The following is a 14,094-nucleotide window of genomic DNA, read 5'->3' as shown; positions in this document are numbered from 1 at the left end:
AAGGACGTCAATCAATGCAGAAACTGCTGTTAGCGTTTGCCTTTTCTATTTGGCTTGTCGCGCCTGTTTTAGCCAAGGAATTGCCCGACTTCACCGAATTGGCGGAGAAGCAAGGGCCGTCCGTTGTCAATGTCAGTACCACCCAAACCGTGCAGGCCGAGCAGGGTATGCCGCCTTTTTCCGAAAATGATCCGTTCTATGAGTTTTTCAAGCGATTTGGTCCTCCGATACCGCACGAGTTTGAATCAAAATCCCTCGGCTCCGGCTTTATCATCAGTTCGGACGGTTATATCCTTACCAACGCGCACGTGGTGGCCGATGCGGATGAGGTGACAGTTAAATTGACCGACAAACGGGAATTCAAAGCCAAAGTCATCGGCAGTGACGCCCGTACTGATGTCGCGTTACTCAAAATCGACGCGACCGGATTGCCGAAAGTTACCATGGGCAACCCGGCGGCGCTTAAAGTTGGGGAATGGGTGGTCGCTATCGGCTCGCCATTCGGCTTCGAGAACAGCGTCACCGCAGGTATAGTAAGCGCCAAAGGCCGTTCCCTGCCCCAGGAGCGCTTCGTTCCGTTCATCCAGACCGACGTCGCGATCAACCCCGGAAACTCCGGCGGGCCGTTGTTTAATATGAAAGGCGAAGTCGTAGGCATCAACTCGCAAATTTATAGCCGCACCGGCGGCTTTATGGGTTTGTCTTTTGCCATACCGATCGATGTTGCGATGGAAGTTACCGAGCAATTGCGTACCACCGGCAAGGTCAGTCGCGGCCGTATCGGTGTGGTGATTCAGGAAGTTACTAAGGAACTCGCGGAATCCTTCGGATTGAGCAAGCCGGTGGGCGCGCTTATAAACTCCGTAGAAAAAGGAGGCCCAGCCGACAAGGCGGGACTCGAGCCCAGCGACGTGATACTCAAATTCGATAACAAGACAGTCGAAAGTTCGGCTGATCTACCGCGAATCGTTGGTTCGACGAAACCGGGATCCAAAGTAACGGTGGAAATATGGCGCAAGGGAGCGACCAAGGATGTAACATTGACGGTTGGCGAACTCCCGCCTGAAGAAAATGTGGCACAGCACCCGGGCAAACGCGGCAAGGCACCGGAAAGTCATCTGGGAATGGCTTTGAGCGATTTAACCGCTGACCAGCGTACCGCGTTAGGAATACGCGGCGGAATACTGGTTGAGGATGTACAGGGTGCCGCTGCGCGTGCCGGAATACGACGCGGCGATATAATTCTGGCTGTAAATAACCAAGACGTTAAGTCGGTCGAGCAGTTCACCCAACTGCTCAATAAGCTGGGGAAAGGGCGTGCTATTGCATTGCTGGTGCGACGAGGCGACAACGCCTTGTACATTCCGCTGCGTACCAATGAGAATTGAAAGCGGCCATATATTATTTGCACACGACGAGCGGACGATACTGCCGGCTAACGACATGTTAGTCGCCAAGGGTGAGCCTCAGCTTTGATGCTCACACAGCATCCTCGAAATATTCTGGATTTCAATCCGCCTACGGCAAAGGGCACTTCAGTGCCTTTTTTTGATTCATGAATCACATTCGCAATTTTTCCATTATTGCTCACATTGATCATGGTAAATCCACTCTTGCCGACCGCTTCATCCACTTATGTGGAGGTTTGACGGAACGAGAAATGGGCCCACAGGTGCTGGACTCAATGGAGTTGGAGCGCGAGCGTGGAATAACTATCAAGGCGCAAACCGCAGCGCTCAATTATCGCGCGCGCGACGGCCAAAATTATCTCTTAAACTTAATCGATACCCCGGGCCATGTGGATTTTTCGTACGAGGTTTCACGCTCCCTTGCCGCGTGCGAAGGAGCGTTGCTGGTTGTGGATGCCTCGCAAGGGGTCGAAGCCCAAACCGTGGCAAATTGCTATAAAGCGATAGAGCAGGGGGTGGAAGTTGTGCCGGTTTTGAACAAGATCGATCTGCCATCCGCCGAACCGGCCCGCGTCATCGAGGAGATTGAGGACGTCATCGGCATTTCTGCGAAGGACGCGGTTCAAGTGAGCGCCAAGACCGGTCAAGGCGTTGAAGATGTCCTGGAAGCGGTGATCCGCCGCATACCGCCCCCCAAAGGCAATGCAAACTTACCGCTCAAGGCGCTGATCATAGATTCCTGGTTCGACAATTATGTCGGGGTAGCGATTTTGGTGCGCGTCGTGGACGGGGTGCTCAAGCCAAAGGACAGAATCTTGCTGATGTCCACGCAAGTGTGCCACTTGTGTGAGCAGGTAGGCGTGTTTACCCCGAAAGCGAGGCTTAAGGATTCACTATCGGCCGGAGAAGTTGGATTTGTCATCGCCGGTATCAAGGAACTCAAAGTTGCAAAGGTCGGCGATACGATTACGCTTGCCGGCAATCCGGCGCAGCAGGCGTTGCCCGGATTTAAAGAAATAAAGCCGCAGGTTTTTGCGGGTCTGTTCCCGGTGGATTCAAACGAGTATGATGCGCTGCGCGACGCGCTGGAAAAGCTGCAGCTCAACGATGCTTCGCTCCACTACGAACCCGAGACCTCCCAAGCCTTGGGGTTCGGATTCCGCTGCGGCTTTCTAGGTTTGCTGCACCTGGAGATCGTGCAGGAAAGACTGGAGCGAGAGTACGGAATGGAGTTGATAACTACTGCACCTACAGTGGTATATCAAGTGCTGTTGGGCAACGGCGAGGTCATGGAAATCGAAAATCCTTCCAAAATGCCCGACCCGGTAAAAATCGATGAAATACGCGAGCCCATTATTAGCGCCACCATTTTCGTGCCGCAGGATTATGTCGGCCCGGTAATCAGCTTGTGCGTCGAAAAGCGCGGGGTACAAAAAAACATGCAGTACATGGGCCGTCAGGTGATGCTGACTTATGAGTTGCCGCTCAATGAGGTGGTTCTGGATTTCTTTGACAGGCTAAAATCGGTAAGCCACGGCTACGCTTCGCTTGATTACGAGTTTAAGGAATTCCGCAATGCGGATCTGGTCAAGCTGGACATTTTAATTAACGGTGACCGGGTTGATGCGTTGTCGCTGATAGTGCACCGCTCGGCCAGTCAATATCGGGGCCGCGAACTGACGGCAAAGATGCGTGAACTTATCCCGCGACAGATGTTCGATGTCGCAGTGCAAGCCGCTATCGGCTCGCACATCATCGCCCGCGAAACCGTCAAGGCATTGCGCAAGAATGTGCTGGCGAAATGCTATGGGGGAGACGTCACGCGCAAGAGAAAATTGCTGGAAAAGCAGAAAGCGGGCAAGAAGCGCATGAAACGGGTTGGCAACGTTGAGATTCCCCAAGCCGCTTTTCTGGCGATTTTGGGAGTGGAGAAGTAATGAATTTTGCGCTTTTCATGTTCGTCCTCCTGGTGATTACCGGCGCTATCGGGCTGATCGACTATTTTTGGCTTAAGGCGAGACGCGCCCCTAAAGCCCCTGAGCCGTGGTGGGTGGAATATCCCAAAAGTTTTTTCCCGGTGATATTGGTGGTGTTCCTGTTGCGTTCATTCGTGGTGGAGCCTTTCAAGATTCCATCCGGGTCAATGATCCCCACATTGCTGGTTGGAGATTTTATCCTGGTCAACAAATATACCTACGGGTTGCGCCTGCCGATCATCAACGTCAAGATCATGAATATCAACCAGCCTCAACGTGGTGAGGTAATGGTGTTTCGTTACCCGGAAAATCCCTCTTTGGATTACATCAAGCGCGTGGTTGGAGTGCCCGGCGACAAGGTCGTTTACCGCGATAAAAGATTGTGGATTAACGGAACGGAAGTGAAAACGCTGCCTGACGGCGAGTACGATTACGTCGAATCGGGTTTAAATTTTGTCGAGGCCGAACGCTTGACCGAGAATCTCGGCGGTCATATGCACGCAATCCTAATTCAGCCCGGCGTGCCGCCGATCCAGCTTGGAGGAGTGAGGCAATTCCCGTTCCGGCAGAATTGCGTCTACAATGAAGAAGGATTCAGCTGTACCGTTCCAAGCGAGCATTACTTCATGCTGGGTGACAATCGCGATAGCAGCAGCGACAGTCGTTATTGGGGGTTCGTTCCGCAGCAGAACATTATCGGCAAGGCGTTCATGATCTGGTGGAATTTTGATAACCTGAAACGCGTCGGCAAAACTATCAGATAAGGAGGTGATATGAAACCGGAGCGCGGCTTAACCTTTCTAGGCTTTCTGGTATTGGCGGTTGTTTTAGTTTTCGCAGCATTACTCGTGTTCAAGCTGCTGCCTCCTTATCTTGAATACTTCTATGTGCAAAAAGCCATAGACGGCGTAGCTAGAGATCTGGACTTGGACACAGCCACACCGAGCGAAATTCGCGGTGCATTCGACAAGCACGCGCTCATTGATAATATTACGACGGTTAGCGGCCAGGATCTGGATATCGTCAAGCAAGGCGACGAGGTGGTGCTTGATGCAAATTACCCGGTAAAAGTGCCAATTATTGGCAACCTCTCCGCGTGCATGGACTTTCAGGCATCCAGCGCAAAACGGAAATAATTGGCTAAAAGTAAATGGATAGCCAAAGCGTTTCTTACCTGCTCGGCTATGCATTCGGCAAGCCGGAGCTCTTGCGTCAGGCTTTAACTCACCGCAGTTATGGCGTTCCGCATAACGAACGATTGGAATATCTCGGGGACAGCATTCTCAACTGCATCATCGCATACGCGTTGTTCCAGCGTTTCCCCAATCTGAACGAAGGCGAACTCTCCAGGTTGCGCGCCAATCTGGTCAACCAGCAGACTTTGTTTGAACTGGCGCAGCGCCTGAAACTCGGAGAACAATTGCTGTTGGGCGAGGGCGAGCTCAAGAGCAACGGTTTCCGCCGCCCGTCGATCCTTGCCGACGCTTTGGAAGCGTTGATTGCCGCAGTGTTCCTCGATGGCGGGTTTGAACGCGCGCAGGAGGTTATCTACGCATTGTACGGCCCGCTTCTGCAGGAAATCGACCCGAATGACCCGACTAAGGATGCCAAAACCATGCTGCAGGAATTACTGCAGGGCAGAAAGCTTGCGCTGCCACAATACAGTGTAATCTCTACGCAAGGCGAGGCGCATCAGCAGTCTTTCCGAGTCGAATGCTTCATACCGGAATTAAAAATCCGGGCTTTCGGATCGGGAACCAGCCGTCGAAGCGCTGAACAGGATGCCGCCCGGCAGGCATATCGGCTCGCCGCCGCCGCATAGCATGGCAAGCACTTCCTTTCGAACCGGCATGATTGCCATTGTCGGGCGTCCCAATGTCGGTAAATCAACGTTGCTTAACCGCCTGGTAGGGCAACGAATCAGCATTACGTCGCGCAGACCACAAACGACGCGTTACCGAATAACCGGCATCCTTACCCAAGACGAAACTCAGTATATATTTGTCGATACCCCCGGCTTTCAACTGCAACACAACAACGCTCTCAATCGGGCGCTGAACCGTTGTGTAGCGCAGACCATTCAGGGCGTGGATGCTGTACTGCTTGTTGTTGATGCCTTGCAGTTTAACGGTCCGGAGCGCCAGACTTTGGATTTGATGTCCGGCTGCCCGATATTGCTGGTAATCAATAAAATCGACAAGCTTACCGATAAAAAGAAATTATTGCCGTTTATCGAAAAAGTGTCCAAGGAACACCGTTTCGCTGCAATTGTGCCTGTAAGTGCGAAGAAAAACCTGCAACTGAACGAGTTACTGCAGACGCTGCGCGAGTTTCTCCCGGAAAACCCACCGGTCTATTCGGCTGATGAAATCACCGACTGTAGCGAACGCTTCATGGCTGCAGAACTTATAAGAGAGAAGATCTTCCGGTCGTTAGGTGAAGAAGTGCCGTATGCAGTTACGGTAATGGTGGATGATTTTGTATTAGAACCTGATCTGCGTCGCATTCAGGCTTCAATCATCGTAGACAAGTCCAGCCAGAAGGCGATTATCATCGGGGCCAAAGGGGGGAAGCTGAAAACGATCGCAACGCAGGCTCGCGTAGACATGGAAAAATTATTCGGAGGCAAAGTATTTCTGGAGGTTTGGGTGAGGGTAAGAAAGGGCTGGGCAGACAATATACGGATGCTGAAAGCTTTGGGCTATGAATGATAAACGACCGGCAACGCCTCTGAGAATTGATGAAAAGGGAGTACAGGATTCACAGTCTGCTTTTGTCCTGCACAGCTACCCTTTCCGCGAGAGCAGCCTGGTGGTGGAAGTTTTTACGCAGAATTTCGGCAGAATTGCGCTAATGGCGCGCGGTGCGCGACGGCCCAAGTCTGCGGTGAGGGGAGTATTGCTGGCATTTCAACCGTTATTGCTGTCTTGGTCCGGCAGATCCGAATTGCGCACGTTGCGCCGCGCGGAATGGCAGGGAAGACCGGTCCGGCTCGCAGGCAAGGCGTTGCTTTGCGGATTTTACGTGAATGAGCTGCTGCTCAAATTGCTGGCGCGCGAGGACCCGCACGAGCATTTATTCACCTATTACCTGGAAACACTGCTTGCACTCGGTGCGCAAAAGAGTCTGTCGCCGGTCTTGCGCCGCTTCGAGGTGTGCCTGCTTAAAGAATTGGGGTACGCGCTGATATTGAAACATGACGCGGAAACCGGCGCTCCGGTGAGAACAAATCATTACTATCGCTATGTCATCGAGCGCGGGCCTGTTGAGGCGGAAACCGCCCGGGACGAGTCCCGGTTCCTGGGAAAAACATTCTTGGACATGGCGGCCGACGACTACAGCGACCCGTTGACCTTGCAGCAGAGCAAGACGCTAATGCGATTTCTAATTAACCATTATCTGGGCAACCAAATCCTGCATACTAGGCAGCTATTGACGGACATGCAGCAGCTCGAGCCTCTGAGCTAACGTCGATATAGATATAATTTCACTTTGCCCAAGAAAACAATGATACGGCTGGGCGTTAATATTGATCACGTCGCCACCTTGCGCCAGGCGCGTGGTACCGTTTATCCTGATCCGATTAAGGCGGCGTTGCTTGCTGAACAGGCGGGGGCCGACACCATTACCCTGCATTTGCGCGAGGATCGCAGACACATTCAGGACAAAGACGTGGAGGCGCTGCGCAAAAAGCTACACGTTCCGATGAACCTGGAAATGGCCGCGACCCGACAGATGTTGCAAATTGCGCGGCGCATTCGCCCGCAGCACGCCTGTCTCGTGCCGGAACGACGCCAAGAACTCACCACCGAAGGCGGTCTTGACGTGCTCAGGCATTTTAAGCGCATCCAACGCGCCTGTACGCTGCTGGCCGACGCGGGTGTGCGCGTCTCGCTGTTCATTCTGCCCGAGTTCAGGCAACTGGATGCTGCAAAAGCGGCAGGAGCACCGGATATTGAAATCCACACCGGGCATTATGCCGACGCCCCGAACAAAGCCCGGCAACAGAAAGAACTCCAGCGCATTCGCTCCGCAGTCGCTTACGCCAATAAACTTGGGTTAAATGTAAATGCCGGACATGGATTGCATTACCAGAATGTGCAAAAAATCGCGGCGATACCGCATATCGTCGAACTCAATATCGGTCACGCAATAGTCGCTCGCGCTCTGTTTACCGGATGGCAGGCCGCGGTGAGGGAAATGAAGAGCATCATGCTCAAGGCGGCACGGTGATTTACGGAATTGGCGTAGACTTGGTGGAAATAGGGCGTATGGCGCGGCTCCTGGAAAAATACGGGGAGCGCTTTGCGAAACGGGTGCTTACCCAAATCGAACGGCAAGAGTTTAGCGCAAGCAAGCGGCGTGCTGCGTTCCTCGCCATCAATTTTGCTGCAAAAGAGGCTTTTGCCAAAGCCGTCGGAAGCGGGTTCCGATATCCGGTAATTCTAAGTTACATTACCATAGCGCACGACCGTTTGGGCAAGCCGGAATTGCGATTCCACCCGGCACTCGAGCGCTACCTGAATGAACGCAATATCGGGCGCCATTTTGTCAGTCTGAGTGACGAAAATAATCTGGCCTGCGCCATGGTAATACTGGAACGGCAATGATGTCCGCCGCTGTGATGCCCCTAGGGCCGGTAATGCTGGACATCGGCGGCCCGCGCCTTACGCCGATGGAAAAGGAGCGCCTTCGGCGGCCGGCGGTTGGCGGAGTAATCTTGTTCAGTCGCAATTATCAGTCACCGTCGCAGCTTCTCGAACTTACGACCGAAATCCGCGCGTTACGTAATCCGCACTTGCTCATCGCGGTGGACCATGAAGGGGGCCGAGTGCAACGCTTTCGCGACGGCTTTACCCGGCTTCCGGCGATGCGCGAACTGGGAAAGATATGGGATGTGAACGCGCAACGCGCTAAACACCTGGCGCAAATGACAGGATTTGTTCTGGCGGCGGAATTACGCGCTTGCGGCGTGGATCTAAGCTTTACTCCGGTTCTTGACGTAGACCACGGCGCCAGCAGCATCATCGGCGATCGCGCTTTGCACAGCGACCTGCGAGCGATAACTGAATTGGCGCGCAGCCTGATGCAAGGACTGAAGCAAAGCGGAATGGCGGCGGTAGGCAAGCATTTCCCCGGGCACGGTTTTGTGACTGCGGATTCGCATCTCGAAGTTCCGGTCGATGAGCGCAGTCTGCAAGAACTGGAATCGGCCGATTTGCTCCCTTTTATTCAGATGATAGGCTACGGCTTGAGCGCAATTATGTCGGCTCATGTCATTTATTCCAAAATCGACAAGGTCCCGGCAACGTTCTCCAGCATCTGGCTCAGGGAAATACTGCGCCACCGGTTTCGGTTTGAAGGCGTGATTTTCAGCGATGATTTAGGTATGGAAGGTGCAAGCAGCGCAGGTGGGATTGTGCACCGCGCCCATGCCGCGATCAACGCCGGTTGCGATATGGTGCTGGTCTGCAGCAACGGTTCTGCAGCCGTAGATGAGCTGCTTGACGAGTTGCGGTTCGAAATGCCGCCAATAAGTATGGCCCGGCTGGCGCAGCTGCACGGCAGGCCGCACGCTGCGTCGCTGTTGCAGTTGCGCGAAGATGCTTATTACGCGAAAGCTGTGCACCAGGTTGCGAGCGTCGGCTTACGCAGCGGCGATCTGGCATTAAGCAACAGTGGAAATATAGGCAGTGATGAATCTCCATGATTTTCATTCGCGAGGCGCGAATCAGAGCATACGTTGGGCGCTGCTGATTACCATTAGCTTTGCAGTTGCAGAGGCGGCGGGAGGCTGGTGGTCGGGTTCGCTGGCGTTGCTAAGCGATGCCGGGCACATGTTTTCCGACAGTGTAGCGCTTGGCCTGACTGTATTAGCCGGCTGGATAGCGAAACATCCGCCGACCCGCCGTCATACCTATGGCTTATTGCGTGCCGAAATTATGGGCGCCCTCGTAAACAGCCTGATCATGCTGCTGGTGATTTTGTTCATTGCGGTCGAAGCGGTTTCAAGATTGCGCCAACCGCAGCCCGTTGCCGGCGCTGCGGTCATGGTGATCGCTGCTGCCGGAATCATTATCAATATATTCGTCGTGCTGTTATTGAGCCGTGGCGAGCAGACGCTTAATTCCCGCGCTGCGCAACTGCATGTGGTGGGCGATTTGTTTGGGTCCGTGGCCGCCCTGATTTCCGGAGCAGTAATTTATTATACCGGCTGGTTACCGGCAGACCCGATACTTTCCTTGGCGGTGGCGGCACTCATCTTATACTCCACATTCCGTGTGTTGCGCGAAGCGCTGCACGTACTGATGGAAGGTGTGCCGCGAAATTTGCAAATAGAATCGGTAGGGCAAGAGATGGCGCATATTGACGGAGTACGCTCGGTACACGACCTGCATATCTGGACCTTGACGTCAGGCAGGATTGCGCTGTCTGCGCATTTGGAGGTGCGTGCTCTGGATGCTTGGCCGACAATACTCGAAGCGACGCAGATAATGCTGCACCGGAAATTCGATATTGACCATGTGACGCTGCAGCCGGAAGTCCGGCGACAACCCCGATACGCGGGCTCAATCCGCATCTATCCAAAATAATCGGGGGTAGTGCCTGAGCGCCTATACTCTTTCGATATATTGGCCCGAATCGGTATTGATCTTGATCTTTTCGCCCTCCAAAACGAACGGCGGCACCATTACGGTCAATCCGGTTTCAGTTTTGGCGGGTTTATAAGAGCTGGTCGCGGTTGCGCCTTTTAGGTTTGGCTCGGTTTCAGTAACGGTAAGCACGACACTGGGCGGTAGTTGCAGCCCAATCACGCGCCCATTGTGAAAATTCATCTGGACGTCGGTATTGGGCAGCAGGTACCCGACTTGCCCCTCGAGAAAATCCGCAGACAAACTGAGTTGTTCGTAATTTTCCTTGTCCATGAACACCAGGTTGCCGCCATCGTTATACAGATATTCCATTTCCCGGCTGTCGACATAAGCGCGCTCTACTTTCTCCTCCGTCCGAAAACGCTGATTAAGTTTAGTGCCGCTTTCCACGTCCTTCATTTCCACCTGCATGAAGGCCCCACCGCGGCCGCCCACATGAACGTGGTAGCATTTAAGCACGCGCCACACGCGTTTCTCGAACTCGATAAGATTGCCGGCCCTGATTTCGGTTGCAAGAACTTTGGACATAAATCCAATGCTGCCTTTTCGTGAAAATTCGTAATTCTACTATAGAGTGAATAAAACAAAGAAACTATCTGCTGCAGCTTTTCGCGCGCAATGCAGAGACTGCCCGCGGCTTGCGCGCCATCTTGACCACGTCAAGCGCGAACACCCGGGTTTCTTCGCTAGGCCTGTGCCGCCATTTGGTGACGCCGGTGCGATGCTGCTGATTGTGGGATTGGCGCCCGGGATGAACGGCGCAAACCGCACAGGTCGGCCGTTTACCGGTGATTACGCCGGAATTTTGCTGTTCCAGACCCTGCACCGTTTTGGTTTTGCTAACAAACCAACGGCGACTGATGCAAAAGACGGACTTCGGCTGATTGGTTGTCGGATAACCAATGCTGTCAAGTGCTTGCCCCCAAAGAACGAGCCAAACACAAAAGAAATACGTAGTTGTAATAAGTACTTGGCGTACGAACTTAAAGCAATGAATAAAGGCTCAGTGATCCTGGCCTTAGGTACCATTGCGCACCGCGCGGTACTCATGGCGTTAGATCTCAAAGCTAAGGAGTTTGCATTTGCGCACGGCGCCACACACACGCTCCCTAACGGAATGACCTTGTACGATAGCTATCACTGCAGCCGGTATAATGTTCAAACCAAACGCCTGAACTCGCGTATGTTCGAAACGGTATTTGCCCGCATTTGTCGCCAACTTGCGTCCGGCACGGAGTCCTTGGCGCGCATAGCAAATAAACCGGAATCCTACACCCACGTCATTTTTGATGAATTGCAAGAGCAAACCCGGGCGATTGCGTGCAAGCTGCTGGACAAGTGAGGCTGATCTCCAATTTTTGAGCGCATGATCAGCGACAAGGAAACGGTTTCCGGTCTGCCACACCTGCCCGGTGTATACCGCATGATTAATGCGGCCGGCAAGGTAATCTATGTCGGCAAGGCGCTGGATCTTAAAAAGCGGGTCTCCTCGTACTTTCAGAAAGCCCAGGCATCCCCGCGCACCCGGTTAATGATGTCGCAGGTGGCACAGGTGCAAACCACGGTAACCCGCTCCGAAGCCGAGGCGCTGTTGCTCGAAAACAATTTAATAAAAAGCCTGACGCCTCAATATAACATTCTGTTCAGAGACGATAAGTCATATCCCTACATCGAAGTCAGCGAGCATCGTTTTCCGCGTCTCGGATTTCATCGCGGGGCGCTCGAAAAGAAAAACCGATATTTTGGCCCTTACCCGAATGCCGGCGCAGTGCGAGAGAGCATTCAGCTGCTGCAGAAGGTATTTCGGCTCCGCACGTGCGAGGACAGCGCATTTGATAATCGCTCGCGTCCATGCCTGCTGTACCAAATCAAGCGTTGCACCGGCCCTTGCGTAAATTTGATTGATGAGGCGAGTTACCGCGCCGACGTGGATAATGCGATTTTGTTTTTGCAAGGCAAGCAACAGCGGGTTTTGCAAATACTCACGCAAAAGATGCAGCATGCGGCCGATGAGCGAAATTACGAACTGGCAGCTCTGTACCGTGACCAAGTGCAGTCGTTGCGTAAGATCCAGGAAAGACAGTTTGTGAGCAGCCATAATCAGGTCGACGCTGACATCGTAGCATGCATCGCAGACTCCGGATTGGTGTGTGTCAACGTGGTGATGGTGCGAAGCGGCATGCATCTGGGTGACAAGAGTTTCTTTCCGCAAAACGCGGAAGGTTATGAGCCTGCGGCGGCGCTGGAGGCGTTTTTGATGCAGCATTATCTAGGTCGCGCGGCACCTCAAACCGTTATAGTCAACCAACCGGTGACTGCGGACGCGCTGCAAGCGGCATTGAGCCAGCATGCCGGCCATAAAGTGCAAATCGTTTCGCGTACCGTTGGAGAACGGCGGGTATGGCTCAACATGGCGATACAAAATGCGGCTTTGGCCATCCAGCAAAAGGCCGGTAGCCAAGCGACCCAAGACGCGCGGCTGCACAGCCTGCTTCAGGTTCTGGGATTGCCCGCAGGCCTGCAGCGCATCGAGTGTTTCGACATCAGCCATACCATGGGCGAAGCCACGATCGGATCATGCGTGGTATTTGATAATCTATCCATGCAAAGCGGCGAATACCGCCGCTATAATGTCGAGGGAATCACACCGGGTGACGATGTCGGGGCGATTCGCGAGGTGTTGACCCGGCGCTACCGGAAAATTGCGGCAGGCGAAGGCAAGGTTCCGGATCTGATTCTGGTTGACGGCGGCAAAGGGCAAATAAATGCAGCGCACGATATTCTGGCTGAGTTGGGATTGAATGACATCTATTTGATCGGCGTCGCAAAGGGCGAAGATCGCAAGCCGGGTATGGAGCAACTGTTTTTCCCCGGGAAAGAAAAACCGCTACGACTAGCGAGCGACAGTTCCGCATTGCATTTGATTCAGCAGATCCGCGATGAAGCGCACCGCTTCGCGATTCAGGGCCATCGTGCCAAACGCCAAAAAACGCGCATGACATCGTCTCTCGAGCAAATAAGTGAAGTGGGGGCTAAGCGCAGGCAGAGACTGTTGGCACGCTTTGGCGGGCTGAGAGGGGTGCTTGCCGCAAGTGTAGATGATCTGACGCTCGTTGATGGCATTAGCCGCAGGCTGGCGGAAAAAATATACCGGGAGTTACATTAGACACAGGTATTTTGGTACATCAATATGCGGTTAAACATACCTAACCTTCTTACCTGGCTGCGGATTCTCCTGATTCCGCTGTTTGTCGGAATCTTCTATGTTTCCGATACAGCCTTGAGCATGCATCATAAAAACCTGTTGGCGACATCGATTTTCGCTGTGGCGGCAATCACCGACTGGCTCGATGGGTATCTGGCGCGCACACTTAACCAAACTTCTGCCTTTGGCGCATTTCTTGACCCGGTCGCCGACAAGCTGATGGTAGTGGCCGCCTTGATTATCCTGGTTTGGCTGAAAGACAATCAGGACGGCAGCAGCCGCGTGAATATGCTTATCGCGTTTATCATCATCGGCCGCGAAATCGCAGTGTCCGCGCTGCGCGAATGGATGGCAAAGATCGGCGCCGCTAAGAGCGTGGCGGTTTCGTTTCTTGGCAAAATCAAGACAATTTCGCAGATGGCGGCAATTCTGCTGCTCCTTTATCATGGCACTTTGCTGGGCGTCATCGACGCCCAATTGATCGGCACTTGGTGCATTTACATTGCGGCAATATTGACATTGTGGTCGATGGTCTATTATTTAAAAAAGGCCGTACCGCAATTCTCGACACGCGTGTGATCAACCTTGACAATAAAGATCAGCCTCATATAATGCACAATCGGTTTTTTCGCGGGAATAGCTCAGTGGTAGAGCACAACCTTGCCAAGGTTGGGGTCGCGAGTTCGAGCCTCGTTTCCCGCTCCAAATTCAGGGAAAACGAAAAGAATTGTCATCGCTTCGTTTTCCCTGTTCAATTTTTAGCGGTGCTTAAATGCGGCGGGGTGGCAGAGTGGTCATGCAGCGGCCTGCAAAGCCGTGGACGCCGGTTCGATTCCGACCCCCGCCTCCAA

The 14,094-nt window shown here is 53.3% G+C and carries 14 protein-coding genes, 2 tRNA genes and 1 pseudogene; 16 read left to right on the top strand and 1 reads right to left on the bottom strand.

What is annotated here, in order from left to right; all coding sequences use genetic code 11:
• Positions 1 to 14: 14 nt before the first annotated feature.
• The 11 genes and pseudogenes from VLV32_01410 to VLV32_01360 all read left to right on the top strand — a co-directional run bounded on the left by VLV32_01410 (position 15) and on the right by VLV32_01360 (position 9,978).
• Positions 15 to 1,388 carry a DegQ family serine endoprotease gene (locus VLV32_01410; protein HUL40553.1) on the top strand — a complete coding sequence of 458 codons (1,374 nt, stop codon included), beginning with the start codon at positions 15 to 17 and terminating at the stop codon, positions 1,386 to 1,388.
• A 167-nt stretch (positions 1,389 to 1,555) separates the two neighbouring features.
• Entirely contained in the window at positions 1,556 to 3,346 is a 1,791-nt protein-coding gene (lepA, locus tag VLV32_01405; protein ID HUL40552.1) for a translation elongation factor 4, read from the top strand.
• The gene (gene lepB, locus VLV32_01400; GenBank protein ID HUL40551.1) at positions 3,346 to 4,149 is read left to right on the top strand and encodes a signal peptidase I; all 804 of its coding nucleotides are present in this window, start codon (positions 3,346 to 3,348) and stop codon (positions 4,147 to 4,149) included. The genes lepA and lepB overlap by 1 nt, the downstream gene beginning before the upstream one ends.
• 9 nt (positions 4,150 to 4,158) lie before the next feature.
• Complete coding sequence (locus VLV32_01395) at positions 4,159 to 4,521, top strand: DUF4845 domain-containing protein (protein HUL40550.1); 363 nt, start codon at positions 4,159 to 4,161, stop codon at positions 4,519 to 4,521.
• Between the two features lie 14 nt (positions 4,522 to 4,535).
• Positions 4,536 to 5,177 (top strand): annotated as a pseudogene (rnc, locus tag VLV32_01390) (ribonuclease III).
• 31 nt (positions 5,178 to 5,208) lie between these two features.
• Positions 5,209 to 6,096 (top strand): GTPase Era, encoded by an 888-nt coding sequence (gene era, locus VLV32_01385; protein HUL40549.1) that lies wholly within the window; start codon positions 5,209 to 5,211, stop codon positions 6,094 to 6,096.
• Positions 6,089 to 6,853, top strand: coding sequence for a DNA repair protein RecO (gene recO, locus VLV32_01380; protein ID HUL40548.1), 765 nt, complete (start codon positions 6,089 to 6,091; stop codon positions 6,851 to 6,853). The genes era and recO overlap by 8 nt, the downstream gene beginning before the upstream one ends.
• Positions 6,854 to 6,892: 39 nt before the next feature.
• The gene (pdxJ, locus tag VLV32_01375) at positions 6,893 to 7,618 is read left to right on the top strand and encodes a pyridoxine 5'-phosphate synthase (GenBank protein HUL40547.1); all 726 of its coding nucleotides are present in this window, start codon (positions 6,893 to 6,895) and stop codon (positions 7,616 to 7,618) included.
• On the top strand, positions 7,615 to 7,995 hold the full coding sequence (gene acpS, locus VLV32_01370) for a holo-ACP synthase (GenBank protein ID HUL40546.1): 381 nt from the start codon (positions 7,615 to 7,617) through the stop codon (positions 7,993 to 7,995). The genes pdxJ and acpS overlap by 4 nt, the downstream gene beginning before the upstream one ends.
• Positions 7,992 to 9,095: a beta-N-acetylhexosaminidase gene (gene nagZ, locus VLV32_01365; GenBank protein ID HUL40545.1), complete on the top strand. Its 1,104-nt coding sequence runs from the start codon at positions 7,992 to 7,994 to the stop codon at positions 9,093 to 9,095. Before acpS ends, nagZ begins: the two co-directional genes overlap by 4 nt.
• Positions 9,082 to 9,978, top strand: a complete 897-nt coding sequence (locus tag VLV32_01360) for a cation diffusion facilitator family transporter (GenBank protein ID HUL40544.1) — start codon at positions 9,082 to 9,084, stop codon at positions 9,976 to 9,978. Before nagZ ends, VLV32_01360 begins: the two co-directional genes overlap by 14 nt.
• A 21-nt stretch (positions 9,979 to 9,999) precedes the next feature.
• Here the strand turns inward: VLV32_01360 and efp are convergent, their stop codons facing one another.
• Positions 10,000 to 10,566, bottom strand: a complete 567-nt coding sequence (gene efp, locus VLV32_01355) for an elongation factor P (GenBank protein HUL40543.1) — start codon at positions 10,564 to 10,566, stop codon at positions 10,000 to 10,002.
• Positions 10,567 to 10,612: 46 nt separating this feature from the next.
• Between efp and VLV32_01350 the strand changes: the two genes are divergently transcribed.
• The 5 genes from VLV32_01350 (at position 10,613) to VLV32_01330 (ending at position 14,093) form a co-directional block, all read left to right on the top strand.
• A complete protein-coding gene (locus VLV32_01350) occupies positions 10,613 to 11,380 on the top strand; it encodes a uracil-DNA glycosylase family protein (protein ID HUL40542.1) in 768 nt (255 codons plus the stop codon).
• A 24-nt stretch (positions 11,381 to 11,404) separates the two neighbouring features.
• Positions 11,405 to 13,204, top strand: a complete 1,800-nt coding sequence (uvrC, locus tag VLV32_01345; protein HUL40541.1) for an excinuclease ABC subunit UvrC — start codon at positions 11,405 to 11,407, stop codon at positions 13,202 to 13,204.
• A gap of 24 nt (positions 13,205 to 13,228) precedes the next feature.
• Positions 13,229 to 13,822, top strand: a complete 594-nt coding sequence (pgsA, locus tag VLV32_01340) for a CDP-diacylglycerol--glycerol-3-phosphate 3-phosphatidyltransferase (protein HUL40540.1) — start codon at positions 13,229 to 13,231, stop codon at positions 13,820 to 13,822.
• A gap of 51 nt (positions 13,823 to 13,873) precedes the next feature.
• Positions 13,874 to 13,948, top strand: a tRNA-Gly gene (locus tag VLV32_01335).
• 71 nt (positions 13,949 to 14,019) lie between these two features.
• A tRNA-Cys gene (locus VLV32_01330) sits at positions 14,020 to 14,093 on the top strand.
• Position 14,094 lies beyond the last annotated feature (1 nt).

This window comes from Burkholderiales bacterium (genome assembly GCA_035518095.1).
GTDB lineage: Bacteria > Pseudomonadota > Gammaproteobacteria > Burkholderiales > JAHFRG01 > JAHFRG01.
The sequence above is the reverse complement of the archived record's forward strand: the minus strand, read 5'-3'. Positions and strand labels throughout refer to the sequence as shown.